Genomic DNA, 25,163 nt, shown 5'->3' on the forward strand with positions numbered 1-25,163 from the left:
CCGCAACACCTTGTCGTCCTCGATCGTGAGGTTCTTGAGGCGGTCGCGTATCGCCACACCGGATGGGCCGGGAGCGACGAACGGCGCATCGATGGCGCGCAGCTGCTTCTTCGGCCTCTCACCCATCGGCAGCCGCCGCTTCCAGGGCCTTCTTCGCCCGGTTCTTCGCCGAGCGGCGACCGTACAGGCGGGCGCAGAACGAGGTCAGCACCTCAACCATGTCCCGCACGAGGTCGTCTTCGACTTCACCGTCATCCAAGACGACAAGACGACGACCAGCGGCTTCGAGGGCGGCTTCGATGAGTTCGGTGTTCATCCGGCCCAGTCGGTCACGATGCTCGACCACCACGATCGTCACCTTCACATCGGCCAGCAGACGACGGGCCTTCGTACGTCCGCCGTTCATACCGGAGGCGACCTCGGACTCGACACGGACAACCGTGTGCCCCGCCTTCGCCGCCCATTCAGACAGCCGGGCGAATCAACAGCAGTTGTCAACCCCTCGATCGTCCCGTCCGGCAGCACCAGCGCCCGGTCGCCCGCCTTCGCGCTGGCGGGCCGCCGCGCCCGCACGACCGTGGCCAGCACGTACGGCTCCCGCCCGGACCGCAACGCGTCGGCCCTGGCCAGAAGGTCACCGGACCCCGGCGAGGCCGCCGCCGACGGCGCGGGCGGAGCGTCGCGTTCGGGGTCCGCTCCCTCACTGTCAACCGCCCGGCGGCAGGCGGACGGTGAAGGCCGCCCCTCGGCCCAGGCCCGGGGAGGCGGCCGTGATGTCGCCGCCGTGGGCGCGGGCGATGCCGCGGGCGATGGTCAGGCCGATGCCGCTGCCACCCGCGGGGGCCGGGCGGCCGAAGTGCTCGACGCGTTCGAACCGGGCGAAGATCCGGATGAGATCGTGGGCGGCGACGCCGATCCCGTCGTCCTGGACGATGATCTCGGCATGCGGGGCCGGGCCGTCGCCGGTGCGTATGGTGACCGACACCCGGCCGCCGGGATCGCAGGCGCGCAGGGCGTTGCCCAGGAGGTTGACCAGCACCTGATCGACGCGGTCCGCGTCGATCAGGGCCGTGACCGGCGGGCCCGGGACCATGGTGAGGGTGACCCGGGCGTCGTCGAACTGGGGGCGCAGCCTTTCCACGGTGGTCTCCGCCAGGGCGGTCATGTCGGTGAGCGAGCGCCGCAGGGTGAACGCGCCTTCCTCGACCCGGGAGAGGCTGGACAGGTCGTCCGTGAGGCGCCGCAGCCGGGTGAGATCGTCGGTGAGGGAGGCGAACATGGCGTCGTCCGGCGTGAAGATGCCGTCGGCCATGCCCTCGATCTGGCCGTTCAGGATCGTGATCGGGGTGCGCATCTCATGGGCGATCTCCGAGACCAGGCGGGCGCGCCGCCGCTCGATGTCGGCCAGCGCCGCCGCCAGCCGGTTGACGTCCTCGACCAGCGCGGCGAGTCCCGGCTCGCGGGGGACGTGGAGGACGGCGTCGTAGTGCCCGTCGGCGAGGCGGTGGGTGGCGGCGCTGACCTGGCGCAGCGGCCGCAGCAGGAACCGGGAGAACACCAGGGACATGACGAGCGCCGTGATCATGCCGATGATCAGGGCGGGCAGGATCATCCTGAAGTCGATGCTCCCTTCGCCCTTGCCGGTCAGCTCGATCATCAGCGCCTGCACTTCGGAGATCCCGGCGTCGGCCAGCCGCCGGCCGAACGCGTCGGCGGCGACGTTGATCGCCAGGAGCGCCACGATCAGGACCGTCATGTGGGACAGCACCAGGCGGATGGTCAGCGGCAGCGCCGGCAGCCGTCGTAGCGCGCCCGCCCGGGCGGTCCTCCGGCCGCGGGGCGGGCGGGTCATCCGGCGGGCCGGGCGAGGAAGCGGTAGCCGATGGCGCGCACCGTGCCCACGAACCGGGGCGCGCTCGCGTCGTCGCCGAGCGCGCGCCGCAGCGTGCGGATGTGCACGTCCACCACCCGTTCGTCACCGAAGAAGTCGCGCCCCCAGACGTGCTCGATCAGCCCGCGGCGGGTGAAGACCCGGCCCGGCGCGCGGGCCAGGGCCACCAGCAGGTCGAAGTCGAGCGCGGACAGCTCCACCGCATGGCCGGCGTCGCGGGTGACCATCCGCGTGTCGGGGTCGATGACCAGGCCGTCGAAGCGCAGCGCCCGCTCCTCCGGGGTCTGGGCCGGGACCTCCGCGCGGCGCAGGATGGCCCGCGCCCGCAGGGCGAGCTCGCGGGCGCTGAACGGCTTGGTGACGTAGTCGTCGCTGCCCGCGGTGAAGCCGATGACCCGGTCCACCTCCTCCGTCCGGGCGGTGAGCAGGATCACCGGCACCTGGCTGGTCGCCCGGATCCGGCGCAGCACCTCGAACCCGTCCAGGCCGGGCAGCATCACGTCCAGCACGATGAGGTCAGGCCGCTCGCGGACGGCCGAGGTGAGACCGGACGGGCCGTCCGGCGCCTCCAGGACCTCGAAGCCGTCCGCCTCCAGATAGCCGCGCAGCGTCATCCGGATCTTGGGTTCGTCGTCAACGACCAGAATGCGCTGGGTGTTCATGGCTCTCCCTGCCGAGGGCTGTCGTGATCTTGGCCGCCTCCCGGTAGACGGTCTCGAAGGTGTCCAGGGTGAACCCGAGGTCATGGCGGGCGACGATCTCACGGCCGGCCTCGCCCATGAGCGTCCGGCCTTCGGGGTCGTCCAGGATCGAGCCGAGGGCCGCGGCCAGGGCCGGGACGTCGCCGGGCGGGAAGAGCAGACCGTTGTGTCCCGAGTGCACCAGATGCGGCAGCGCCGTGGCGTCGGCGGCGACGACGGGCTTCCCGGCGGCCATGGCCTCCATGGTAGCCAGGCTCTGCAGCTCGGCGGTGCCGGGCATGCAGAACACGTCGCAGCGGGCGTAGGCGTCCAGGACCTCCTGGTCGCTGACCAGACCGTGGAAGGTGACGCGGTCGGCGACGCCGAGCGCGCGGGCCAGCTCCTCCAGCTCGCGGCGGCGGGAGCCGTCGCCCACGATCTCGGCCGTGACCGGGAGCCGCGGGGGCAGCAGCGGCAGGGCGCGCAGGAGCTCGCCCACGTTCTTCTCCGCGTCCAGCCGGCCCACGAACAGCACGCGCAGCTCCGCGCTCTCGTTGCTCACCGTGGGCTGCGCGAAGCGGTGCAGGTCCAGGCCGCAGGAGACGGGAAGGACCACGCCGCCGATGAGGCCGTTGCGGCGCATCAGCTCCACGGCGCGGGGGGTGGGGGCGGTGACGATCTGGGCGCGGCGGAAGACCCGGACGAAGTCGCGCCAGGCCAGCCGGCACGCGGCGTCGGCGAGCCGGTCGGGAAGGGGGGTGTAGCGGACGAGGTTCTCCGGCATGAAGTGGTTGGTCGCCACCACCGGGACGGCCGCACGCCGCGCGGCCCCGATCAGGGTCCGGCCCACGGCGAAGTGGGACTGCACATGGACGACGTCGGGTGCTATCCGCTCCAGCAGCCGGGCCGCCGAGCCGCGGATCTGCCAGGGCAGGCAGACCCGGAAGGTGGGATGGAACGGCGTGCCGTGTGAGGCCAGCCGGTGCACGGTCGGGCCGCCGGGCGCGACGCGCCCGGGATCGGCGCCCGTGGCGGGGCAGATCACGTGCACGTCGTGACCTCGGCCGGCGAGCCCGGTGGCCAGGCGGTGCGCGAAGTTCCCGGCGCCGTTCACATCGGGCGGGTAGGTGTCCGCGCCGATGACGATGCTCCGGAGGGGACTGCCGGACATGGGGTGCTCCTGTCGTGCGTGAGGGAAGAGGATGGCGGGGCGGGGATGTCGCGGGAGAGCAGGACGACCCCGCCGACCGCGACGGCGGCGAAGGCCAGCCCCAGGGCGGCGATCGGCAGGGTCAGGCCGGGGGCCTCGCCGAGCAGGCCGATGCCGATGGTGACGGCGACCAGCGGATCCACCACGGTGAGGGTCGCCACCGTGCTCTCGGCCGGACCGTCGGCGTAGGCGCGCTGCACGAGCCAGAAACCGGCCAGGACCGTCGCTCCCAGGCCGGCGAGCGTGCCGAACAGGGGCGCGCTGACGCCGTACGAGGTGAACTGCTCCGTCGCGGCCCGGATCAGCACGGAGGTGCAGCCGTAGGCGATGCCCCCGCCCATGCCCAGGACCAGGCACCGGGCCCGGCCCCTGAGCGGGTGGGCGAGGAGCAGGCAGACCGCCACCGCGGCGGCGACCAGCGCGCCGGCCTGGAACTGCGCCACCGTGGAGACCGGGCGGGTGACGGTGTTCAACGCGGCGAGCACCGCGAAGGCGCTCGTCCCGACGAGGATCGTCGCCAGCGCACGGCCGATGTTCCACCGCAGCGGGGCGCGTCGCACCCGCAGCGCCCACACCACGCTGATCACGATCCCGAGCACCCCGACCGGCTCGATCACGGTCACCGGAGCCAGCCGCAGCGCGTTGACCTGCATGACCGCCCCCAATGCCAGCAGCGCCAGCCCCGCCAGCCAGCGAGGCCGCCGCACCGCGGACGCCAACGACGCGCCCCCCGCCGACGCGCCGTGCTGCAGCCAGGTCCCGACCGTGAAGCAGCAGGCGTTCAGGATCGCCAGGATGATGGCGAGCCAGGTCATCCGCGCTCCCGGCTCGCCGCCACCACGCCGGCCAGCATGAACAGCAGGCTCACCTCCAGGGCGAGGGTGACCCGCTCGGCCAGCCCCAGCAGGCCGCCGATCCGCTGCGCCAGCGGGTTCGGGGCCGAGGTCGTGACGCACAGGTGCGCGCACATGAAGGCGAAGCAGCCCGCCACACTCGCCCAGGAGATACGGCGCAGCGAGCGCGCCGTCGTCTCCCAGCCGGGCCGTCGCCCCAGCCGCCGTGCCATCAGGAGGACGGCGGCCGGAAGGGCCGCCACGGCCCCGCCCGCCGCGTACCGGTGCACCAGCCCGCCCAGGGAGGGATCGCCCGGCGGATCGGTCTGGAAGACCACCGCGAGCGCCAGCCCGCCGCACCACGCGCTCAGCAGCGCGATCGCCGGCGCGCCGACCGGCAGCCCGGACCGTACGAGCCCCGCGACCAGCGCCGTCGATCCCACCGACAGGCAGGCCACGGTCCCGGCGAAGATCCCGTACGCGCCGTCGCTCAGCGCGTAGTCGCTGAAGACGTTCCGGACGGCGTCCACCTGCTCCGCCCAGCCGACGTGCAGAGCGGCGGTGCCGGCCAGCGCCCCGGCCAGCCCGGCGTGGGCCACGACCACGAGTCTTCGGATGTGCGGAACGCGGTTCATACCCCGACAGCGAACCGGGGTCTCATGTGGCGCGTACGACTCCGATCGTGAAGCTTCTGTGAAGCCCGGCGGGTGTCCAGAGCGTTCCGTCATCGAATCATGTATCGAACTTGTGATCGAAAAAGCCTGGGATTGCGATCTCCGCCATGGTTACGATCTTGATGTTCGCCGGCCGTGGAGATCGGCCGGCTCTTCACACCGACCGGACGGGAGATCGCCCTTGAGGCGTGCACTGGCCACATTGAGCATCGGATTGGTCGTACTGGGTTCCACCGGCTTCACCACACCGGCACAGGCCGTGCGGGTGGCGACGGTCGCGCTGGCGAGCACCGCGCCGGTGGCTCAGGAGGTGGCGAGCTTCTGGCTCGCCGACGAGGCCGCCAACCTGAGGAACGCCACCCCGTACACCGTGCGGACGGCGGTGGGCGCGGAACGCCTGTCCACGGACATCGTCCCGGACGGCCCCCCACGCACCGTCGTCGCGCCGCAGGAAGGGCCGCCCCCGTACGAGGGGAAGACGCCCACGACCTGGGGCAAGGTGTTCTTCATCGGCGGCGATGGCCTGCCGCACTGGTGCACCGGCACGTCCATGCAGACGAAGTACCGCAACCTCGTCGCGACGGCGGGTCACTGCCTGTTCGACATCGAGGCGCCGATGGGCGCGCTCGGCAAGTGGGTCTTCGTCCCCGGCTACGCCGAGGGGGAGACCCCGTTCGGGCTGTACGTCGGGAAGGTGGGCAGCTCCCACTACGACTTCGACGACATCCGGGATCTCGACCGCGACTACGCCTTCGTCAACGTGTACAGCGGCGTCGTCCTCTCCGCTCCGGACGTGCTGACCCACGCCGGACACCTGGGCGTCAACGTCGGCGGCCAAGGGCTCGCGGTCAACCAGCCGCTCGGGTCCACGATCGACGTCTTCGGCCATCCCGCCGGCGCCCACCCCGACGGCAGCCGGCCCTTCACGGGTGAGACCCTCGAACGGTCGACCGGGCCGACGTTCGCGACCAGGTTCACGGCCCTCCGCGCGGACCGGCCCCTCGGCGTGGACTCCCCGTTCACCGGCGAAGGCGCTCTCGGCTCCTCATGGGTGACCGACTACGCGAGCGACACCCGTACCGGCTATCTCAGCGGCATCACGATGAGCGTGTCCGACACGGACGGCGACAACCGCTACGACACCGGCATCTCACCGTACTTCGACAGTGAGCTGGCCGAGGTCTACCGTTACGCCTCCGGACAGTGGACCGGCGTCGTCGTCCGATAACCGCCGTCGCCACCGCGTCCGCCACAGCGCTGGCCGCGGTGGCTCAGCCGGTACGGAGCCGAACGCCGCCCGGCAGCCCGGCCGACCTCTCCCCACCTACGCTCAGCTCGCCAAACGTGGAGACTTTTCACGTTCGGTGCTCGCCGATGGCGGGCCGCACTGGGGGCTCGTAATGGGAGGGCTGGCGGCGGTCGTAGCAGTCGGAGCCGGGATGCTCCTCGGCAAGAAGCGCGGCGGTGGTCAGGACTGACCATGGACAGAGGGGGGCGCGGGCCGACCCTGCACTCACAGCTCTTCGCATACAAGTCAGCTGTTCTTATGGCTGTGATGGATCGCCCCGTTTCTGATCGACGCGGCGCGATGCCCAGGCAGTTGTACGGGCTCCCGCACTACTGTGCACGGCCCCGAAGAAGGTCCTTCCATAGCTGCTCGGCTTCAGCAGGCCGAAGATGAGGGCTCACGCTTACCCGGCGGCCGTCGAACGATCTGACCGTTCGGCGAAGGTGAACCAGACCCGCCCCTGAGCACAGTTCGTACACCGTGGCCATGCACTCGCATGTGGAGGTCCGGACTCTGATGACGCTACGGCAGGGTGCCGGGTCGGACCATTCGATCACGACATGCTTTCTGCGCAAGGGGGCTACGTGTCTGCTGTGAACTTCCTCTTCGGACATGTCCACCTCCAAGGCCGACCGGATGATCACGGGCCTGTCGATGACGTTCTGGGGGTTCTGCGGCAACGAACGATCCCTCGTCTCGCGGGTCGGGGTTCGGATGTCAGCGCAGTCGGCACCAGATGGTCTTGCCACCGCTGTACGGATGACGGCAGCCCCAGCTCTTCGCCAGGTGGTCGATCAGGAACAGCCCGCGCCCGCCTTCTTCGAGATGGTCAACGCCTTCGGGCATGACCGGCAAGGCCGGGCTCGGGTCCCACACCTCGATCACGGCCTGATCGCCGGCGACGATCAGGCAGATTTGAATTTTGCTCACGAGCGGGTGGCGGGATGTTGGCATGGCGGGTGGATGCACTGCTTTGACGGCGTTCGTGATCAACTCTGATGCGACGAGCTCGGCGTCCTCGATCAGGGACGCCTGCTCCCAGTGCAGGAGCGCCTGCCTGACGTACACCCGAGCCAGCGGAACGGCGCTCGGGATGGCCGCGAGCGGCAGACAGCTCGTGAAGAGCCCTTGCGGCTGTGGGATCACGCTGCAGGTCATTCCGTACGACGCGGGCGCGCATCCCGGCATGCCTGGTTCCTTCTGCATCTTGCAATACGAGCAGGGAAATCCCGATCTGTCCCGCGCAGCGTGGCGCAAGAGCAGCAAGAGCGGTGGAAACGGTCAATGCACCGAGGTGGCGTTCGTCGGCGACCAGGTGGCCGTCCGTGACTCCAAGGACCGGACCGGGCCGGTGCTGATCTTCACGGCTGATGAGTGGCGAGCGTTCGTCGGCGGCGCGAAGCTGGGCGAGTTCGACCTGCCCTAGGCGGTCACCTGGCTCCGCCCGTACAGCCCGCTCTGTTCGGGCTGCTGAAGTACGACGCCACACACGGCCCCGGCGTGGCGAGCGACGCGCACCCTCACGTCACCGAGTGGACGGCGCTGACCCGGAGGAAGTCCAGGCGCTCGGAGTCGCGGCTGTCGGCCGCCGCGGTGTAGAGGATGATCTTCAGGTCGGAGTTCGGGGTGGTGAGCACGTCGCAGTCCAGGACGAGTTCACCGGCCAGGGGGTGCTGGACGAGCTTGCGGGTGCTGGTGTGCCGGCCCGCCGCGCCGGAGTCCCACAGCTCACGGAAAGGCGGGCTCGCGGCACGGACCTCGGCGACGAGCGCGCGAAGGGTCTCGTCGTCCGGGTACGTCGTCACGGCGTGGCGCAGGTCGGCGACGAGCGCCCCCTGCTCCTTCTCGTCGGGGGAGCCGTCCGCCGAGTCGTCGATCCGCACGATGGGGGTCCAGGCGGCTGAGCCGTAGAACGTCGCCCGGATCAGGTTGCGGTCAGCGAGCGGCCGCTGGTGCGGGTCCCCGATCAGCGCGCTCCACATGGCGTTCCAGGCGATGAGGGTCCAGTCCGCCGCGAAGACCGCCACCGGGTAGTCCACCATGCGGGTGATGAGCCGCTGGACGCCGGGCGGCACGTGCACCGAGACCGTACGGCCGGACGGGACCGGCAGTCCGGCCGCCTGGTGGAGAACGGCCGCCTCCCGCTCGTCGAGCTGGAGGGCACGGGCCAGCGCGGCGACGACCTGCGGACCGGGGCGGCGCGAACGGCCCTGCTCAAGGCGTACGAGATAGTCGACGCTGACCCCGGCCAGAGCGGCCAGCTCCTCGCGGCGCAGTCCGCGAGCGCGGCGCCGGCCGTACGCCTGGAGCCCCACGTCGGCCGGCGCGCGCCGGTCACGCCAGGCGCGCAGCAGGTTGCCGAGGTCGTTCTCCGTCGAGGGCATGACCCCATGATGACCCCGGCGTAGCCGGCTTGCCTGGTACTGCCATTCCCTCCGTAGCGCAGGGCGCTGGTTACCCGGGCGCGGCCGGTCGAGTCTCGGCACATGGACAACTTCCTGAGATTGAACAACGGTGTACGGCTGCCCGCGCTCGGCTTCGGCGTCTTCCAGACCCCGCCCGAGCAGACCCGGGCCGCGGTCGGGGCCGCCCTGGCGGCGGGCTACCGGCACATCGACACGGCAGCCGCGTACTTCAACGAACGGCAGGTCGGCGAGGCCGTCGCCGCGTCCGGGCTCGACCGGTCCGAGATCTTCCTGGAGACCAAGATCTGGATCAACGACTACGGGTACGACGAGACCCTGCACGGCTTCGACAAGAGCGCGGGCAAGCTCGGCGTCGACCGGATCGACCTGCTCCTCCTGCATCAGCCGCTGCCGTCGGATTTCGACCGGACCGTGCGCTCCTACCAGGCCCTGGAGAAGCTCCTGGCCGACGGCAGGGTGCGCGCCATCGGCGTCAGCAACTTCACGGTCGAGCACTTGACCGCGCTGCTCGGCAGGACGACGGTGGTGCCCGCCGTGAACCAGATCGAGGTGCACCCGTACTTCACCCAGCCCGAGGTGCGGGCCTTCGGCGCCGAGCACGGCATCCTGACCCAGGCGTGGTCGCCCATCGGGGGGATCACCTTCTATCCGGGCTGGCGGGAGAATCGCGTCAGCACGCTCACCGACCCGGTGATCGGACAGATCGCGACGTCGCACGGCAGGACCCCGGCGCAGGTGATGCTGCGCTGGCACCTGCAGCAGGGGCGCTCCGCCATCCCGAAGTCGGTCGACGCCGGGCGCATCGCGGAGAACTTCGACGTCTTCGACTTCGAGCTCACCGGCGAGCAGCTCACCGCGATCAGCGGCCTGGACACCGGCGTACGCGGCGGCCCGGAGCCGGCCGACATCACCGTGGGCACATGGGGCGCGGATATCCCGGAAGCCTGAGGGCTGATCTTCACGGCTGATGAGTGGCGAGCGTTCTCCGGACCGGCCGCTCGTGGCGCTCAGTCGGCGAACGCGGCCACGTAGGACGCCACGCACGACTCCGGTGTGGCGAGCGAGGTCACGACGTGGCCGTCGACGGTCACCGGTGGGTCGAGCGGCACCTGCAGCACCCGTTCGGAGCGGGAGCCGGCGAGCTGCTCGGCCGGCATCAGCGTCCAGCCCTCGGGGTCCTGGCTCACCTCGAACAGCACGTTCAGCATGTCCCCGGCGGGCGGCCGCAGCGGCGCCACGGGCAGGGCGGCGACAATCGCGTCGTGCAGGGGTGGGTCGGCGTCGCGGTCAGGGAGCCGCAGGCCGTACGGGTCGAGGTCGTGCAGGCTGACCGCGGGCTTGCCGGCGGCGGGGTGTCCGCCGGACAGCACCGCGTGCAGCGGCTCGGACCAGGCGCGCACCACCGTCAGCGCCGTGGACGTGACCGCGCCGCGGACCAGCGCCAGATCCAGCTCGCCATCGCGGACGGCGTCGAGGCGCGCGGGCACCGGCAGGTCGACCAGTCGCGGGGCGGCGGGGCGTTCGCTGTCGCGCAGGCGAGCCAGCGCGCGGTCGAGCCGTTCGGTGACGCAGGTCGCCACCCCGACCCGCAGGGCGGCCGTCGGTTCCCCGGCGACCACTCGCACGCGGGCCGCCGCGGCCAGGGTCTCCCGGGCCGCGGCGAGCACGCGTTCGCCGGCCGGCGTGAGCCGCACCCTGCGTGAGGTGCGGTCGAGCAGGCGCACGCCGAGCTCGCGTTCGAGCCGGGTGATCTGCTGGCTCACCGCCGGCTGCACGATCCGCAGCCGTTGCGCCGCGCGGCCGAAGTGCAGCTCCTCGGCGACGGTCACGAAGTAGTGCAGCGCCCTCAGCTCCATGCCTTCTGATTTATCACATTTTGTGATCGCTGCCGATCGCCTTTGATCATTGTTCGCGCAGGTCACTCCGGCTGTGATGGAGACGAGCCACCGGAGCGGGCCCAGGCACTGGGTGCCGCGACGCGTGGAAACACCCGAAACGGAGAACTCAAGTGAGCACATCGACCCTCGGCATCATCGGCACCGGAATGGTCGGCGTAGGGGTCGCCCGTCGCGCCGTCGACGCCGGCCTCGACGTCGTCCTGAGCAACTCGCGCGACCCGCAGACGCTGGCCGATCTCGTCGCCGAGCTCGGCCCGCGGGCCCGCGCGGCCACCCCGGCCGAGGCGGCGCGCGCCGCCGATCTGGTCATCGCGTCCTTGCCGTTGGCCGCCTGCGAACGGCTGCCCCGCGCGGAGCTCGCCGGCAAGACCGTGATCGACCCGATGAACTACGCCCCGAACCCCGGGTGGAGGATCCCGGAACTCGACAGCGACGAGCTGACCTCCAGCGAGCTGGTGCAGCGCCACCTCACCGGCGCCCGGGTGGTGAAAGCACTGCACAACATCGGCCCCAAGCAGCTGCTGGACCTGTTCCGCCCGGCCGGCGCCCCCGACCGCACCGCGCTGCCGCTGTCCGGCGACGACCCCACCGCGAAGAAGGAGGTGGCCGGCCTTCTGGACGTCCTCGGCTTCGACACCGTGGACCTCGGCACGCTGGCGGAGAGCTGGCGCAGTGAGCCCAACACCCCGCTGTACGCCTTCCCGTACGTGGGACAGCCGCCGTCCGGCCTCACCGTGCCGGACCTGGTGGCCTGGATCCAGGGCGCGCCCGGCGTGCCCGTGTCCGCCGCCCGGGTCGAGGACCTGGCCGCCGCCGCGGTGCGCGGGCCCGCCGGATTCCAGATGTAGCGGTTCACGCCCCGGCGCCGCCGTCCACCGGCACGATCGCGCCGGTCACCATCGAGGCCCGGTCGCTGAGCAGCCAGGCGGCCACCTGGGCGGTCTCGTGGGGCTCGGCCATCCGGCCGAGCGGGATCGCCGCCGTCACCCGCTCGATGATGCCGGGGGTGTCCGCCTCCCACGCCTTCATCATCTCCGTGGCGGTGCCGCCGGGGGTGATGCCGTTCACCCGGATGCCGTCACGGCCCCAGCTCACCGCGGCGGTCTCGGTGATGCTGTTGAGCGCGCGCTTCATGGCGCCGTACGCGGGCAGGGCGGGGTTCGCGCGGCGGCTGCCGATGCTGGAGGTGTTCACGATCGCCCCGCCACCGTTGCGTCGCATGAGTGCGGCCTCGGCGGTCATGGCGGTCCAGTGCGAGCGGAAGTTCACGGCGAACTGCTGGTCGATGTCCTCATCGCTCGTGGTGTCGAGCGGGCCGGGCTGCTGGATCGCCGCGCCGTTGTTGAAGGCGCCGTCGAGCCGTCCGTGCAGCTCCTCGACACGGTCGACCGCCGCGCGGATGCTCGCCCGGTCGGCGAGGTCCAAGGTGACGGCGTCGGCGACGCCGCCTTCGGCGCGGATCTCGGTGACGATCTTCTGAAGTGCCTCCGTGCTGCGGGCGGCGAGCACGACGGCGGCGCCCTCGGCGGCGAAGAGCCGGGCCGCCGCCGCCCCGATGCCCCGGCTGGCGCCGGTGATGAACACGACCTTGCCGGAGAGCAGGCCGATGGGTGCGATGTCAACGGTGTTCGTCATGACCACAGTGTCCGCCCGGCCCCCAGGGTGGAGGCAGGCACGGGCGGTACCAGGATCCGCCGCGCCGCGGCGCGCCTGCCAGGGTTACAGTGCGGCCGCCTCCGAGGCCAGCTTCTCGATGCGGCCCCAGTCGCCCGAGGCCAGGGCGTCCGCCGGGGTGAGCCAGGTGCCGCCGACGCAGCCCACGTTCGGCAGGGCCAGGTAGTCGGGGGCGGTGGTGAGCCGGATGCCGCCCGTCGGGCAGAAACGCACGTCCGGCAGCGGGCCCTGCAGCGCCTTCAGGTAGGCCACGCCGCCCGCCGGCTCCGCCGGGAAGAACTTCAGCTCCTTGACACCGCGCTCGGCCAGGGCCATCGCCTCCGACGCGGTCGCCGCCCCCGGAAGGTACGGCAGGCCGCTCGCGTCCATGCCCTCCACCAGGCTCAGCGTCGTCCCCGGCGAGACCAGGAACTTCGCCCCGGCGGACAGCGCGGCGGCGATGTCGTCGTTGGTACGGATCGTGCCGGCGCCGACCTGGGCCTCCGGTACCTCGGCCGCGATCCTGGCGATGGCCTCCAGCGCGGGTGCCGTACGCAAGGTCACCTCGATGACCGGCAGGCCGCCGGAGACGAGCGCCCGCGCCATCGGCACGGCGGTCTCCACGTCGTCGATCACCACGACGGGGATGACAGGGGCGAGATCGAGCAAACTCATGCGAACTTCTCCTCGTGGACGGCCTGTTGTCGGTGGCGCGCGGTCATGAAATGAGCTCTTTGGCGGCACGCTGGGCGAGCCAGGCGGCCGCGCCGGTCAGTGCCGGCTGCGGCGCGACGATCAGCGCGGTGGCGATGCCCTCCAGATAGCTGGACATATCGGGATTGGCGGCGAACCTGGTGCGGAAATCGCTGGTACGCACACGTTCCACGATACGGGGCAGCACGCCGCCGCCCAGGTAGACACCACCTCTGGCGCCGAGTGTCAGCGCCACGTTCCCGGCGAAGCTCCCCAGCATGGCGCAGAACACCTCGACCGTCTCGGCGCAGAGCGAGTCGTCGAGCCGCGCCACGATGTCGGAGGCCGTCAGGTCGGGGGCGGTGACGCCGTTGACCCGGGCCAGCGCCCGGTGCAGCCGGACCAGACCGGGACCGGACAGCACGTCCTCGGCCACCACGTGCTCCCGGCCGCCGGCCCGCAGCGCGCGGACGATCTCCAGCTCCCTGTCGTCCCTGGCGGGCAGCGTGACGTGGCCGCCTTCGCCGGGAATCGGCGTCCAGCCGTCCCCGGTGGGGATCAGGCCGCCGACGCCGAGCCCGGTGCCGGGCCCGAGCACGGCCTTGACCCCGTGCGCCGGCTCCGGCCCGCCCAGGGACACCAGCTCGCCGCCGTCCAGGTGCGGCAGCGACAGGGCCAGCGCCTCGAAGTCGTTGAGCAGCGCCGCGAACGGCACGCCCAGGTCGCGCACCGATCCCGCCCACGGCGAGTTCGTCAGCCGGTAGCGATCACCGTCGATCGGGCCCGCCACGGCCAGGCACGCCGCCCCGGGCCGCAGCCCGCCCGCGTGCTCGGCGAGATACCCCGACACGGCGTCGGCGAGAGTCCGGTACCGCGCCCCCGCCAGCACCGCCACCTGCGACGGCCGCGCCCCAGGCGACGCGACCAGCCCGAACCGAGCATTGGTCCCGCCGACGTCAGCGACCAGCCAGGGCAGCTCGAAGGCCGTCACGGCTCCCCTCCGGCATCAGACGCCGTACGCCCGTCGTATGCCGTACGGCGGATCACCGGGACGCTCCGGCGTGGTGCGGGCCCACCGCCGCGCCCGTCTCCAGGTGGGAGGAGCCGGATTCGGCGGGGAAGCCCAGGCCGGGGCCGTGGTGCGGGGACTCGGCGCCGCTGACGCCGAAGATGCCCGCGCCCTGCTCGGCGTGCCCGGCCATCCGCCGGAAGGTGGTGAACAGCTCGCGGCCGGTGCCGACCCACTCCGCGTCGCTCAGCGGCCGGCCGCCGGGCGTGCGCTGCGCCAGCTCCTCGGCGGGGACCAGCAGGGACAGGCACCCCGCCGCCGAGTCGAGCCGGATCACGTCGCCGTCGCGGACCAGCGCGATCGGGCCGCCGTCGGCCGCCTCGGGCGACAGGTGGATGGCGGCGGGCACCTTGCCGGAGGCGCCCGACATCCGGCCGTCGGTGACGATCGCCACCCGCTGCCCCCGGTCCAGCAGCACCGACAGCGGCGAGGTGAGCTTGTGCAGCTCGGGCATGCCGTTGGCGCTGGGCCCCTGGTAGCGGATGACGGCGACGAAGTCCTGCCCGTCCAGCTCGCCCGCCTCGAAGGCGCGCAGCAGGTCGAGCTGGTCGTCGAAGACCTTGGCCGGAGCCTCGATCACCAGGTGCTCGGCCTTGACCGCCGACACCTTGCTCACGGCGGCGCCGAGGTTGCCGGAGAGCATGTGGATGCCGCCGTCAGGGGCGAACGGGGCCCGCACGGGACGCAGCACGTCCAGGTCGGCGCTCGTTCCGTCGACCTGCTCCCAGATCAGCTCGCCGTCGACGAGGCGCGGGGCCGTCCGGTAACGGTCCAGGCCGGGCCCGGCGACGGTACGCACGTCGGCGTGCAGCAGGCCCGCGTCGAGCAGGTCGCCGATGAGCACCTGCATGCCGCCGGCGTCACGGAAGTGGTTCACGTCCGCCTGGCCGTTGGGGTAGATCTTGGTGAGCGACGGCACGGCCTTCGACAGGCAGGCCAGGTCGTCCCAGGTCAGCACCAGGCCGGCGGCCGCGGCCATGGCGACCAGGTGCAGCGTGTGGTTGGTCGACCCGCCGGTGGCCAGCAGCGCCACGCAGGCGTTCACGATGGACTTCTCGTCGACGAGCTCGCCGACGGGGGTGTATTCGGCGCCGTGCGCGGTGATCTCCACGGCCCGGCGGCCCGCCGCCTCGGTCAGCGCGTGGCGCAGCTCGGTGTGCGGGTTGACGAACGTGGAGCCCGGCAGGTGCAGGCCCATGACCTCCATGATCGCCTGGTTGGAGTTGGCGGTGCCGTAGAAGGTGCAGGTGCCGGGGGAGTGGTAGGAGGCGGACTCGGCCTCCAGCAGCTCGCCCCTGCCGACCTTGCCCTCGGCGAAGAGCTGGCGGGTGCGGGCCTTGACCTTGTTCGGCAGGCCCGAGGTCATCGGCCCGGCGGGCACGAAGATCGCGGGCAGGTGCCCGAAGTGCAGGGCGCCGATGAACAGCCCGGGGACGATCTTGTCGCAGACGCCCAGCAGCAGCGAGGCGTCGAACATGTCATGCGACAGCGCGATCGCGGTCGACATGGCGATCACGTCGCGGCTGTAGAGGGACAGCTCCATGCCGGCGCGGCCCTGCGTGATGCCGTCGCACATGGCGGGCACCCCGCCGGCCACCTGCGCGACCCCGCCGGCCCGGCGCACGGCCGTCTTCAGCTCGGCCGGGTAGGTCTCGTACGGCTGGTGCGCGGAGAGCATGTCGTTGTAGCTGGTCACGATGGCCACGCCGGGCTTGGCCGTACCTATCAGCGCGGGCTTGTCCTCGGCGGGGGCGGCGGCGAAGCCGTGCGCCAGGTTCGCGCACCCCAGGTGCGCGCGGGCCGGGCCCTTGGCGCGGGCGGCCTCGCCGTCACGGCGGATCCGCTCCAGGTACGCGGCGCGGCTGGCGGCGCTGCGCTCGGCGATCCTGTCGGTGATGTCCTGGATGACGGGGTTCACGCTTCCTCCTCATGCCACGCGCGACCGCTGCGGCCGAGCAGTTCGTGGGCGCTCGCGGGGCCGGCCGTGCCGGCGGGGTAAGGCTCGGGCAGATCAGGGGACGCCTGCCAGGCGTCCAGGATGGGGTCGATCCAGCGCCAGGCGGCTTCCACCTCGTCCCGGCGCATGAACAGCGTCGGGTTGCCGGCCAGCACGTCGGTGAGCAGCCGCTCGTAGGCGTCCGGGACCCGGGTGGTGAACGTCTTGCCGAAGCTCAGGCTCATCGGCACCGGCTTGAGCATGATCTCGCCCGCTCCCGGCTCCTTGGCCATGATGTGCAGCTCGATGCCCTCCTCCGGCTGCAGGCGCAGCACCAGGCGGTTCGGCGCGCCGCCGGGGAAGATGGAGTGCGGCACGTCCTTGAACTGCACCACGATCTCCGAGCGCCGGTGCGGCATGCGCTTGCCGGTGCGCAGGTAGAACGGCACTCCGGCCCAGCGCCAGTTGCGGATCTCGGCGCGGATCGCGGTGAAGGTCTCCACCCGGCCGGAGTCCTCGGTGGGCGGGGTCGAGCCGGGCTCGGCCAGATAGCCGGGCAGGTCGCCGGCCTGCGCGTACTGGCCGCGCACGGTGAAGCGGCCGACCTCGGTGCCGACGATGGGGCGCAGCGACTGCAGCACCTTGACCTTCTCGTCGCGGATCGCCTCGCGGTCGTTGCGCGCGGGCGACTCCATCGCGGTCAGGGTGAGCAGCTGCAGCAGGTGGTTCTGCACCATGTCGCGCAGCGCGCCCGCGTGGTCGTAGTAGCCGCGCCTGCCGGGCGTGCCGACGGTCTCGGCGACGGTGATCTGCACATGGTCGATCCAGAGCGAGTTCCAGACCGGCTCCAGGAAGGCGTTGGCGAAGCGGAGCACGAGCAGGTTCTGCACGGTCTCCTTGCCCAGGTAGTGGTCGATGCGGAAGATCTGCTGCTCGTCGAAGATGGCGCCGACCTCGTCGTTGATCAGCTGCGCGCTGGGCAGGTCGCGGCCGAGCGGCTTCTCCAGCACCACCCGCGAGTCAGGCGTCACCAGCCCGGCCAGCTCCAGCTCCCGGCAGAACGGCCCGAACGTCATCGGCGGGCTGGCCAGGTAGAACACCCGGTCGCGCGACTCATGCCCGGCCAGCAGCCGCGACAAAGCCTGCCAGCCGGTACGGTCCTGCCCGCCCACGTCGACCGTGAGGTGGTGCAGGCGGCCGAGGAAACGCTGCCACAGGGCGAGGTCGTCCGCCGGCACCTGGTCGCGTACCTCGGCGTCCACCTTGCCGCGGAAGTCGGCGTCGGTCAGCCCGCCCCGGGACAGGGCGATGATGCGGGTCTCCGGAGCCAGCCGTCCGTCTCTGTCGCTGTGGAACAGCGCGGGCAGCAGCTTGCGCATGGACAGGTCGCCGGTGCCGCCGAAGACGACGAGGTCGGCGGTGTGAGCGACCGGGGGAGACGTAAGCGGGGGCACGGCAAGAACTCCGATGATCTACCAAGTAGGGACAGAACGGACACTAGCCAGAGTTTGGGTCGTACACAAGCGGAGTTTTGGTATTTGGGATGAAAAAGTCGAGACTTTTCATGACATAACCTCCTGTGGTTCACTTAGCCGATGACTCGACGTACCGCCGCCGCCCTCGCCACGAGTGGCGAGGTGCTGCGCCTCATCCGCACCGGTGAGGCCGTGACGCGGGCCGACCTCGGCCGGGTGACCGGCCTGTCACGTCCGGCGGTGCAGGCGCGCGTCGACGAGCTGCTGGAGCGCGGCCTGGTCGTCGAGCGGGCCGACGCGCCGTCCACCGGTGGCAGGCCCCCGGTCCGGCTGGAGTTCAACGCCGGCGGCGGCGTCGTGCTCGTGGCCGCGCTCGGCGCGAGCCGCACCCGGGTGGCCGTCTGCGACCTGTCCGGCCGCGAGCTGGCCGGTCAGGACTTCGCCATCGACGTCGAGCAGGGCCCCGACGTGGTGCTGCCGCTGGTCATGGACACCTGGGACGAGCTGCTCGCGGACCGGCCGGGCGCCGTGGTCAAGGGCGTCGGGATGGGCGTGCCCGCCACCGTCGAGTTCGCGCAGGGGCGCACCGAGAGCGCCCGGGTGATGGCCTCGTGGACCGGGGTGGTGATCCCGCCGCTGATCGCCGCCCGCTTCGCCGTCCCCGTGCTCGTCGACAACGACGTGAACGTGCTGGCCATCGGCGAGCACCGGGGCGCCTACCCGGAGCTCGGCGACCTGATGTTCGTCAAGGTCTCCACCCGGATCGGCGCGGGCGTCGTCGCGGGCGGCGAGATCCTGCGCGGCGCGCTCGGCGCGGCCGGCGAGATCGGGCACATCCCGGTGCGTGACGGCGGCGGGGTGCTGTGCCGCTGCGGCAACATGGACTGCGTCGACTCCGTGGCCAGTGGCACCGCGTTGCTGCGCGATCTACGCTTCGCGGGCAAGGACGTCAAGACCATCGCGGACGTGACGGCGCTGGTGCGGGCCGGCGACGCCGAGACGATGGCGACGGTACGCGAGGCCGGGCGCAGGATCGGCGAGGTGCTGGCGATCGCCGTCAACATCCTCAACCCGTCGGTCGTGGTGCTCGGCGGCGACATGGCGGAGGCGTTCGGGCCGCTGGTGTCGAGCATCCGCGAGGTCGTCTACCGCCGATCCACCGCCCTGGCCACCAGAAGGCTGCGCATCGAGCCGAGCCGGCTGGGCGCGGCGGCGGGCATCAGCGGCTGCGCGGTGATGGTCCTGGACCACGTGCTGTCCCCGGACGCGGTCGACGCGGCCATGACAGGCCGTGCCGCCCGCTGAGAGCTGCGCCGTCGCTGAAGGCCTCAGTGACGACCAGTCGCGCGTACGCACAGCGCTTCAGGGGCACTTGCCGCGCTTGTCGTCCTTCTTCTTCGTCCGCTTGACGTCGGCCTTGGCCGCCGACGGCGGTACGCAGGACGGGCGTGCGGCGGGTCGCTGGAGGCCGGGCGGGGGCGGCGCGGTGTCCACGTCGCCCCGGAGCAGCGGCCGTCGGGACGGCTCGGGCGCCGGGACGCGGACGGGTGCGGACTCGATCGCGCCCGGCTTGGCGGGCCGCTGGAAGCCGGACACGCTGGCGGGGGAGAGCGAGGCGCCCGGCGAGCCGCCGGTCGACAAAACCCCCGCGAGTGCGAGCATGAGGGTGCCGGTCAGTGCGGTGGCGATCAGCAGGATCCGCCCGCGCCGCTCGGTCTGTCTCACAGAGGCCGATGATAGTCACGCCGGGCCGTACACGTGACACTTAGTCGCGAATCGTGATCAACTAACCCTCAGCAGGTGCAGAGCAGGCCGTTCAAGGCCTTCTCCAGGCCGGGGAGGCTGTGCGCGGGCCTGGGCCAGGGGAAGCGGATCAGTGATCCGTCCGCGCGCACGGTGGCTCCGAAGCGGTCGAGCTCCCACAGCCACACCTCCGCCGCCGGCCGGTCGAGCTGCCTGGACACGCCGTTCGCGAGCTGGGCCCGGTGCGCGGCGTTGATGTGGGCGAGCACCCGTTCGGCGGTCTCCGTCAGCGGGTCCGGCTCCGCGTCGAGGTACTCGTCGGCGTCCAGTACCCCGGTCTCCTGCCCGGTCAGGTAGATCACCTGAGCCACGTCCAGGCGCAGCAGCCGGGGCGCGTCCGGCCGGCCGTAGCGCTCCAGCGCGTCGAACAGGGCCTCGTCGGCGTCCTGCGCCGCGACGGCCACCGCCGCCGCGCGAGCCTCCTCCTCCGGTACGGCCTGCGCCCAGCCCTGCACCTCCAGCAGCCCGCGCGGATGCTCCACCTGGCCGAGGCGGCGCATGGCGGTCAGATGCACCGCCACCACGGCGTCGTCGCGCAGCCCGTGCAGCGGCTCACCCTGCCGCACCAGCAGCACCGGCCGGCCGCGCTCGTCGACGCCGCCGCGCGCGGGCGACGGGGTGTCGTCCACGGAGAGCCTGACCACACCGGCGGTCGCGGCGAGAGTACGGATCCGCTCCTGGATCGGCAGCATGGGGGCCTCCTTGAGATCTCACTTGGCTTTAGGTTAGCCTAACCTAAGTAAGGGCTACCTAACCACATGGAGGTGAACGTGCGCTACACCGGTCCCAAGGTGCGGCTGTCACGCCGGGCGGGAGTGCCGCTGACGAAGAAGGCCGTGAGCTACTTCGAGCGGCGTCCCTATCCGCCGGGCGAGCACGGCCGCAAGACCAACCGGCGGGCCAGCGGCGACTACGCGCTGCGACTGCTGGAGAAGCAGAAACTCCGCTGGTACTACGACGTGTCGGAGCGCCAGCTCCGCCGCTACTGGGACCTGGCGGTGCGCAAGCCGGGCGCCTCGGGCGCCGAGCTCGTTACCCTGCTGGAGACCCGGCTGGCCTCGGTCGTGCTGCGCTCCGGGCTGGCGCCGTCGATCTACGCGGCCCGGCAGTACATCGCGCACGGCCACATCGCGGTCGACGGGCGCAAGGTGGACATCCCCAGCTACCTCGTCAAGCCCGGACAGGTCATCACCGTGCGCGAGCGGTCACGCCGGATGCAGCCGTTCGTGGCCGCGGCCGAGGGGGTGCACGCCGACGAGCGCGTCGCGCCCTACCTCTCGGTGGACCACGCGAACCTGACGGTCACCCTGGCCACCCGGCCGGAGCGCGGCCAGATCGTCGTCCCGGTGGACGAGCAACTCGTGGTCGAGTTCTACTCACGCTGACCCGGTGGGCGCCCTCTCCGGCCGAAACACGACCCATGGCACGGGACGGCGCCCTCACAGACCGAGGCGCGGCCTCTCGGTCTCAGACCGAGGCGCGGCCTCTCGGTCTCAGGCCGAGGCGCGGCCTCTCGGTCTCAGGCCGAGGCGCGGCCTCTCGGTCTCAGGCCGAGGCGCGGCCTCTCGGTCTCAGGCCGAGGCGCGGCCCTTGGTGCGGGACGAGCGCCCCCTGCCGGAGCGCCGGCCGGACGCCGTGCCGGACGCCGTGTCGGACGCCGTGTCGGACGCCGTGCCGGATGCCGTGCCGGACACGGTGTGCGCGCGCAGCTCGGCCACCTCCCGGCGCAGCCCGGCGAGCTCGTCCAGGATGCGCTGGGTGGAGGCGGCGGACACGTCCTCGATCTCCGCCTCCAGCTCGGCCCGCTCGGCGGCCGCCTCCTCGTCCATCGCGCTGACCACGACCGCCATGAACAGGTTCAGCACCACGAAGGTGCAGACCAGGATGAAGACGGTGAAGAAGATCCAGGCGGAGGGGTGCCGGGTCATCACCTCCCTGGCGATGTTGCCCCAGTCGTCGCCTGTCATCGTCTGGAAGAGGGTGAACAGCGAGGTGGGCAGGCTGCCGAACCGATCGGGCGCCGTCGCGCCGTACAGCTTGGTGGCCAGGACGGCGGCCACGTAGAGGACCAGGGAGAGCAGCAGCACGATCGAGCTCATCCCGGGCATCGCGCGCAGCAGGGCGGAGATCACCTTGCGCAGGCTCGGCACCGCCGACAGCAGCCGCAGCGCGCGCAGGATGCGCAGCGATCGCAGCACCGACAGCCCGCCCGTGGCGGGGGCGAGCGCGATGCCGACGATCACGGTGTCGAAGATGTTCCACGGGTCGCGGGGGAAGTTCTGCCTTTCGACGTACAGCTTGGCCGCGAGCTCGGCCACGAAGATGTAGAGCGCCAGATGATCGACGACGACGAGCAGATCACCGTAGCGTTCGACGACGTTCGGGAACGTCTCCAGGCCTAGCGTGCCGGCGTTGACCAGGATGACGGCGATGATGAATCGCTGAAAGTGCCGGTGCGCCAGGAGGGCACGGGTGCGTTCGCGCACGGGGGGAGGCTCCTTGGAACGGTGGATGATCCCGTCCATGATGGCGCAATATGATCAATGCGTAGGAATCAACCGGAAGACCCGTAATTGCCGCCCCGACTTGTCCGTATAGCGGGAGTAGAGCGGCCACTGCTCGATCAGGCCGGGCCAGGCGGCCGCGCGCTCGCCGCCGGTCAGCAGCACCGCGGTGACCCCGAACTCGCGGCCGCCGAAACCCACCCGGGCCTCGGGCGTCCGGATGAGATTGGCGCTCCACGCCGGGTGCCGGTCATGGCCGAAGTTGCTGCCCACGACCAGCAGCGCGCCGCCGGGCTCCGGCCGGCAGGCCAGCGGGGTGCTGCGCGGCAGCCCGGTCTTGGCGCCGGTGCTCGTCAGGACCAGCGTGGGCATCGGTCCGCCGCTGAGCAGCCTGCCCCGGGCGAGCGGGCGCAGGACGCGGTCGAACTTCGGCATGACCCGCGGTCCCACCCTCATGAACCAGTCAGTTGCCGCGAACCACTGGAAGAACGGCATGAATGACCGGATCATGGGCCGGGAGTGTAGCAACCCACGGCGCGACTCGACGCTGTGGTATAAAACCCACGCAATCGCCGTCAGACAAGGGGTCCAGCACCGATGTCCTATCCCAACTACGGGCCCTCCTACTACGGTCCACCGCCGCAGACCCACCCCAACGGCACCACGATCCTGGTGCTGGGCATCCTGAGCCTGGTCATCTGCCAGATTCTCGGACCGTTCGCCTGGAACATGGGGACCAAGGCGCTGCGCGAGATCGACAACAGCGGCTACGTCTACGAGAACCGCGGCATGGTGCAGGCCGGGCGCATCTGCGGCATCATCAGCACCTGCATCATGATCGGCATCATCGTCATCTACGGGCTGTTCTTCCTGATCCTCGGCGGCGCGGCACTGAGCGGCAACCTGGACTGATCACTCCCCGATGCCCGACTCCAGCAGGTCGAACGCCTTGTCGGCCTGCACCCTGAGGCGGGGCCGGATCGTCTCCCACGCCTCGCCCGCGAGCATCCCGCGGACGGCGTGCTCCGACAGCAGGCGGGTCGTGTTGAGCAGGTGCGCGGCCATCAGGAGCGGCGCGAGGTCGTCGTCGTCCGCACCGGCCTCCTCGGCGAGCGCGGCCGCCAGCAGCGTCTCCCGTCTGAGATGGAGCTCGCGCGTCCGGGCGCGCAGCGCCGGACTGTCGGCCACCATCCTGGCGAACACGTCGCTGCCCTCGTTCAGTCCGTAACGCCAGTCGCGCGTCTCCAGCGCGTCGAGGAAGTCGCGCCGGAACGCCCGCACCACGCTCTCACCCGGCGCACGCCCCCGCGCGACCTCGACCGGCATGCCCTCCACCTGGTCCTGCCGGTCCAGGAAGAGGTCCTCCTTGGCGGGGAAGTAGTTGAACACCGTGTTCACCGACACGTCCGCCGCGCGCGCCACCTCGGCCACGGTCACGTTGTCGAACCCGCGCGACATGAACAACCCCATCGCCATGTCCGAGATGCGCTCTCGGGTCTCGCGCTTCTTCCGCTCCCGCAGTCCTTCGTCCACCCCGCCATGCTACCAAGTTTGCAGTCGCTCCAAAATTAGGTTTACTCTAACTTTGGAGGCGATCAAATGATCAACGCGACAGGTCTGTCCAAGACCTTCAAAGGCGGCGACGTAGCCGTCAAGAACGTGACCATGTCCGTGCGGCCCGGTGAGATCGTGGGCTTCCTCGGCCCCAACGGCGCAGGCAAGACCACCACCATGCGGATGCTGACGACCCTGCTCAGGCCCACCTCGGGCACCGCCACGGTGGCGGGCCACGACCTGCTGGGCGACCCGGCGCGGGTGCGACGCCACATCGGCTACGTCTCGCAGAGCGGCGGGGTCAGCCCGTCGGTCCCGCTCGGCGAGGAGCTCCACCTCCAGGCCATGCTGTACGGCCTCAGCCGCGCCGAGGCGTCGGCCAGGACGGCCGAGGTGCTGGCCATGCTGGACCTGACGGGCATGGAGTCCCGGCCCGGTGGCACGCTCTCCGGCGGCCAGCGCCGCCGCGTCGACATCGCGTTCGCCCTGCCGCACCGGCCGGCCCTGCTGTTCCTGGACGAGCCGACGACCGGGCTCGACCCGCAGAGCAGGGCGAACCTGTGGGACCACATCCGCCGCCTGCGCGCCGAGGACGGCGTGACGGTCTTCCTCACCACCCACTACCTCGACGAGGCGGACGCGCTCTGCGACCGGCTGCTGATCATCGACCACGGCGAGATCGTCGCGACGGGCTCCCCGGCCGAGCTCAAGGCGGGCGGCCGCACGCTCGACCAGGCGTTCCTGGACCTCACCGGCAGGTCACTGCGCGAGGAGGCGGCCCTCTGATGGTCCGCGACACCTGGCTGCTGTTCCGCCACAACCTGCGCGCCACTCTGCGCCAGAAGGCCGGCCTGATCTTCGGCGCCATCCAGCCGCTGTTCTTCCTGGTGCTGTTCGGGCCCATCTTCGCCACGATCGGCAGCTGGGAGACCCTGGTGCCCGGCCTGATCATCCAGCTTGGCCTGATGAGCACCGGCATGGCCGGGTTCGGGGTGGTGTTCGAGAAGCGCTCCGGGGCGCTGGAGCGGCTGCGCGTCACCCCGGCGAGCCGCCTGGCCCTGCTGCTCGGCCGGGTGCTCACCAACGCCGTCCAGCTCATCCTCCAGGTCGTGCTGCTGGTCGCGGTCGGCTACGCCCTCGGCCTGCGCGCCCCCGTCGCGGGGCTGCTGGCCGGGCTGGCGCTGGTCGTGGTGCTCGGGGCGAGCCTCGCCGCGCTGTCGTACGCGATCGCGCTGACCATGAACGAGCAGTTGTTCGCGCCGGTGATGGGCACGGCGGTGATCCCGCTCGTGCTGCTGTCCGGCGCGTTCCTGCCGATGTCGATGGCGCCGGGCTGGCTCGACGCGCTCTCGTACGTCAGCCCGTTCCGGCACGTCCTGGAGGCGCTGCGCGAGCTGTTCGGCGGCCACTACTTCACCGGGACGGTCGTCGCCGGGGTGGCCGTGACCGTGGTGTTCGCGGTGATCAGCCTGACCGTCGGGACCCGCGTGTTCAACCGGGCGAGCGCCTAGCCGTCAGGCGCCCGACGGCCGGGCGCCTGACGGCAAGGCGTCTGACAGGCGGGCGTATGACGGCA

27 protein-coding genes and 2 pseudogenes are annotated in these 25,163 nt (G+C 71.5%); 9 read left to right on the forward strand and 20 right to left on the reverse strand.

Annotated elements, in window-relative coordinates; genetic code table 11:
* Window positions 1-118: 118 nt before the first annotated feature.
* The 7 genes and pseudogenes from IEY87_RS43905 to IEY87_RS43935 form a co-directional block, all read right to left on the reverse strand.
* Window positions 119-475: pseudogene (locus IEY87_RS43905) on the reverse strand (IS607 family transposase); the annotation flags it as partial.
* Window positions 403-612, reverse strand: a complete 210-nt coding sequence (locus IEY87_RS46915; protein ID WP_263653331.1) for an XdhC family protein — start codon at window positions 610-612, stop codon at window positions 403-405. The pseudogene IEY87_RS43905 and the gene IEY87_RS46915, both read right to left, overlap by 73 nt.
* 94 nt (window positions 613-706) lie before the next feature.
* Window positions 707-1,852, reverse strand: a complete 1,146-nt coding sequence (locus IEY87_RS43915) for a sensor histidine kinase (protein ID WP_225278236.1) — start codon at window positions 1,850-1,852, stop codon at window positions 707-709.
* A complete protein-coding gene (locus tag IEY87_RS43920; RefSeq protein WP_189144842.1) occupies window positions 1,849-2,553 on the reverse strand; it encodes a response regulator transcription factor in 705 nt (234 codons plus the stop codon). The genes IEY87_RS43915 and IEY87_RS43920 overlap by 4 nt, the downstream gene beginning before the upstream one ends.
* Complete coding sequence (locus IEY87_RS43925) at window positions 2,525-3,742, reverse strand: glycosyltransferase (protein WP_189144843.1); 1,218 nt, start codon at window positions 3,740-3,742, stop codon at window positions 2,525-2,527. Before IEY87_RS43925 ends, IEY87_RS43920 begins: the two co-directional genes overlap by 29 nt.
* Window positions 3,682-4,596, reverse strand: a complete 915-nt coding sequence (locus tag IEY87_RS43930) for a DMT family transporter (protein ID WP_189144844.1) — start codon at window positions 4,594-4,596, stop codon at window positions 3,682-3,684. Before IEY87_RS43930 ends, IEY87_RS43925 begins: the two co-directional genes overlap by 61 nt.
* Window positions 4,593-5,249, reverse strand: a complete 657-nt coding sequence (locus tag IEY87_RS43935) for a DUF998 domain-containing protein (protein WP_189144845.1) — start codon at window positions 5,247-5,249, stop codon at window positions 4,593-4,595. Before IEY87_RS43935 ends, IEY87_RS43930 begins: the two co-directional genes overlap by 4 nt.
* A 241-nt stretch (window positions 5,250-5,490) precedes the next feature.
* On the opposite strand from IEY87_RS43935, the gene IEY87_RS43940 reads away from it, so the two are divergent.
* Window positions 5,491-6,516: a trypsin-like serine peptidase gene (locus IEY87_RS43940; RefSeq protein WP_225278237.1), complete on the forward strand. Its 1,026-nt coding sequence runs from the start codon at window positions 5,491-5,493 to the stop codon at window positions 6,514-6,516.
* Window positions 6,517-7,293: 777 nt separating this feature from the next.
* Here the strand turns inward: IEY87_RS43940 and IEY87_RS43945 are convergent.
* Entirely contained in the window at window positions 7,294-7,782 is a 489-nt protein-coding gene (locus tag IEY87_RS43945; RefSeq protein ID WP_225278238.1) for an ATP-binding protein, read from the reverse strand.
* A 1-nt stretch (window position 7,783) separates the two neighbouring features.
* On the opposite strand from IEY87_RS43945, the gene IEY87_RS43950 reads away from it, so the two are divergent.
* Window positions 7,784-8,002: a DUF397 domain-containing protein gene (locus IEY87_RS43950; RefSeq protein WP_225278239.1), complete on the forward strand. Its 219-nt coding sequence runs from the start codon at window positions 7,784-7,786 to the stop codon at window positions 8,000-8,002.
* Window positions 8,003-8,096: 94 nt separating this feature from the next.
* On the opposite strand, the gene IEY87_RS43955 is transcribed toward IEY87_RS43950, so the two are convergent.
* Entirely contained in the window at window positions 8,097-8,960 is an 864-nt protein-coding gene (locus IEY87_RS43955; protein WP_189144848.1) for a helix-turn-helix domain-containing protein, read from the reverse strand.
* Between the two features lie 102 nt (window positions 8,961-9,062).
* Here IEY87_RS43955 and IEY87_RS43960 point away from each other — a divergent pair, with 102 nt between their 5' ends.
* Window positions 9,063-9,950 (forward strand): aldo/keto reductase, encoded by an 888-nt coding sequence (locus IEY87_RS43960; RefSeq protein WP_189144849.1) that lies wholly within the window; start codon window positions 9,063-9,065, stop codon window positions 9,948-9,950.
* Window positions 9,951-10,009: 59 nt separating this feature from the next.
* Here the strand turns inward: IEY87_RS43960 and IEY87_RS43965 are convergent, their stop codons facing one another.
* Window positions 10,010-10,858 carry a LysR family transcriptional regulator gene (locus IEY87_RS43965; protein WP_189144850.1) on the reverse strand — a complete coding sequence of 283 codons (849 nt, stop codon included), beginning with the start codon at window positions 10,856-10,858 and terminating at the stop codon, window positions 10,010-10,012.
* Window positions 10,859-10,992: 134 nt separating this feature from the next.
* On the opposite strand from IEY87_RS43965, the pseudogene IEY87_RS43970 reads away from it, so the two are divergent.
* Window positions 10,993-11,748: pseudogene (locus IEY87_RS43970) on the forward strand (NADPH-dependent F420 reductase); the annotation flags it as partial.
* Between the two features lie 4 nt (window positions 11,749-11,752).
* Here IEY87_RS43970 and IEY87_RS43975 read toward each other — a convergent pair.
* The 5 genes from IEY87_RS43975 to zwf form a co-directional block, all read right to left on the reverse strand.
* Entirely contained in the window at window positions 11,753-12,535 is a 783-nt protein-coding gene (locus IEY87_RS43975) for an SDR family NAD(P)-dependent oxidoreductase (protein ID WP_189144852.1), read from the reverse strand.
* Window positions 12,536-12,619: 84 nt separating this feature from the next.
* Window positions 12,620-13,228, reverse strand: coding sequence for a bifunctional 4-hydroxy-2-oxoglutarate aldolase/2-dehydro-3-deoxy-phosphogluconate aldolase (gene eda, locus IEY87_RS43980; protein ID WP_189144853.1), 609 nt, complete (start codon window positions 13,226-13,228; stop codon window positions 12,620-12,622).
* A 43-nt stretch (window positions 13,229-13,271) separates the two neighbouring features.
* Entirely contained in the window at window positions 13,272-14,237 is a 966-nt protein-coding gene (gene glk, locus IEY87_RS43985) for a glucokinase (protein WP_189144854.1), read from the reverse strand.
* 52 nt (window positions 14,238-14,289) lie between these two features.
* On the reverse strand, window positions 14,290-16,233 hold the full coding sequence (gene edd / locus IEY87_RS43990; protein WP_189144855.1) for a phosphogluconate dehydratase: 1,944 nt from the start codon (window positions 16,231-16,233) through the stop codon (window positions 14,290-14,292).
* A complete protein-coding gene (gene zwf, locus IEY87_RS43995) occupies window positions 16,230-17,705 on the reverse strand; it encodes a glucose-6-phosphate dehydrogenase (RefSeq protein ID WP_189144856.1) in 1,476 nt (491 codons plus the stop codon). Before zwf ends, edd begins: the two co-directional genes overlap by 4 nt.
* Before the next feature lie 141 nt (window positions 17,706-17,846).
* Here zwf and IEY87_RS44000 point away from each other — a divergent pair, with 141 nt between their 5' ends.
* Complete coding sequence (locus IEY87_RS44000) at window positions 17,847-19,031, forward strand: ROK family transcriptional regulator (RefSeq protein ID WP_189144857.1); 1,185 nt, start codon at window positions 17,847-17,849, stop codon at window positions 19,029-19,031.
* Window positions 19,032-19,088: 57 nt separating this feature from the next.
* Here the strand turns inward: IEY87_RS44000 and IEY87_RS44005 are convergent, their stop codons facing one another.
* Together IEY87_RS44005 and IEY87_RS44010 are read right to left on the reverse strand one after the other, a co-directional pair.
* Window positions 19,089-19,451, reverse strand: a complete 363-nt coding sequence (locus IEY87_RS44005) for a hypothetical protein (RefSeq protein ID WP_189144858.1) — start codon at window positions 19,449-19,451, stop codon at window positions 19,089-19,091.
* A gap of 68 nt (window positions 19,452-19,519) precedes the next feature.
* The gene (locus IEY87_RS44010) at window positions 19,520-20,221 is read right to left on the reverse strand and encodes a DUF2470 domain-containing protein (RefSeq protein ID WP_189144859.1); all 702 of its coding nucleotides are present in this window, start codon (window positions 20,219-20,221) and stop codon (window positions 19,520-19,522) included.
* Between the two features lie 78 nt (window positions 20,222-20,299).
* Here IEY87_RS44010 and rpsD point away from each other — a divergent pair, with 78 nt between their 5' ends.
* Window positions 20,300-20,914 carry a 30S ribosomal protein S4 gene (gene rpsD, locus IEY87_RS44015; RefSeq protein ID WP_189144860.1) on the forward strand — a complete coding sequence of 205 codons (615 nt, stop codon included), beginning with the start codon at window positions 20,300-20,302 and terminating at the stop codon, window positions 20,912-20,914.
* A 186-nt stretch (window positions 20,915-21,100) separates the two neighbouring features.
* Here the strand turns inward: rpsD and IEY87_RS44020 are convergent, their stop codons facing one another.
* Both IEY87_RS44020 and IEY87_RS44025 read right to left on the reverse strand, forming a co-directional pair.
* Window positions 21,101-22,015, reverse strand: a complete 915-nt coding sequence (locus tag IEY87_RS44020; RefSeq protein ID WP_225278240.1) for an ion transporter — start codon at window positions 22,013-22,015, stop codon at window positions 21,101-21,103.
* A 54-nt stretch (window positions 22,016-22,069) separates the two neighbouring features.
* A complete protein-coding gene (locus IEY87_RS44025; RefSeq protein ID WP_189144862.1) occupies window positions 22,070-22,543 on the reverse strand; it encodes a nitroreductase family deazaflavin-dependent oxidoreductase in 474 nt (157 codons plus the stop codon).
* An 87-nt stretch (window positions 22,544-22,630) separates the two neighbouring features.
* On the opposite strand from IEY87_RS44025, the gene IEY87_RS44030 reads away from it, so the two are divergent.
* Window positions 22,631-22,945: a DUF4190 domain-containing protein gene (locus IEY87_RS44030; protein WP_189144863.1), complete on the forward strand. Its 315-nt coding sequence runs from the start codon at window positions 22,631-22,633 to the stop codon at window positions 22,943-22,945.
* On the opposite strand, the gene IEY87_RS44035 is transcribed toward IEY87_RS44030, so the two are convergent.
* The gene (locus tag IEY87_RS44035; RefSeq protein ID WP_189144864.1) at window positions 22,946-23,566 is read right to left on the reverse strand and encodes a TetR/AcrR family transcriptional regulator; all 621 of its coding nucleotides are present in this window, start codon (window positions 23,564-23,566) and stop codon (window positions 22,946-22,948) included.
* Window positions 23,567-23,632: 66 nt separating this feature from the next.
* Here IEY87_RS44035 and IEY87_RS44040 point away from each other — a divergent pair, with 66 nt between their 5' ends.
* Window positions 23,633-24,373, forward strand: a complete 741-nt coding sequence (locus IEY87_RS44040; protein ID WP_189144865.1) for an ABC transporter ATP-binding protein — start codon at window positions 23,633-23,635, stop codon at window positions 24,371-24,373.
* A complete protein-coding gene (locus IEY87_RS44045) occupies window positions 24,373-25,098 on the forward strand; it encodes an ABC transporter permease (RefSeq protein ID WP_189144866.1) in 726 nt (241 codons plus the stop codon). Before IEY87_RS44040 ends, IEY87_RS44045 begins: the two co-directional genes overlap by 1 nt.
* The last annotated feature ends 65 nt before the right edge of the window (window positions 25,099-25,163 follow it).

The sequence above is a fragment of the Nonomuraea glycinis genome (assembly GCF_014646515.1).
GTDB lineage: Bacteria > Actinomycetota > Actinomycetes > Streptosporangiales > Streptosporangiaceae > Nonomuraea > Nonomuraea glycinis.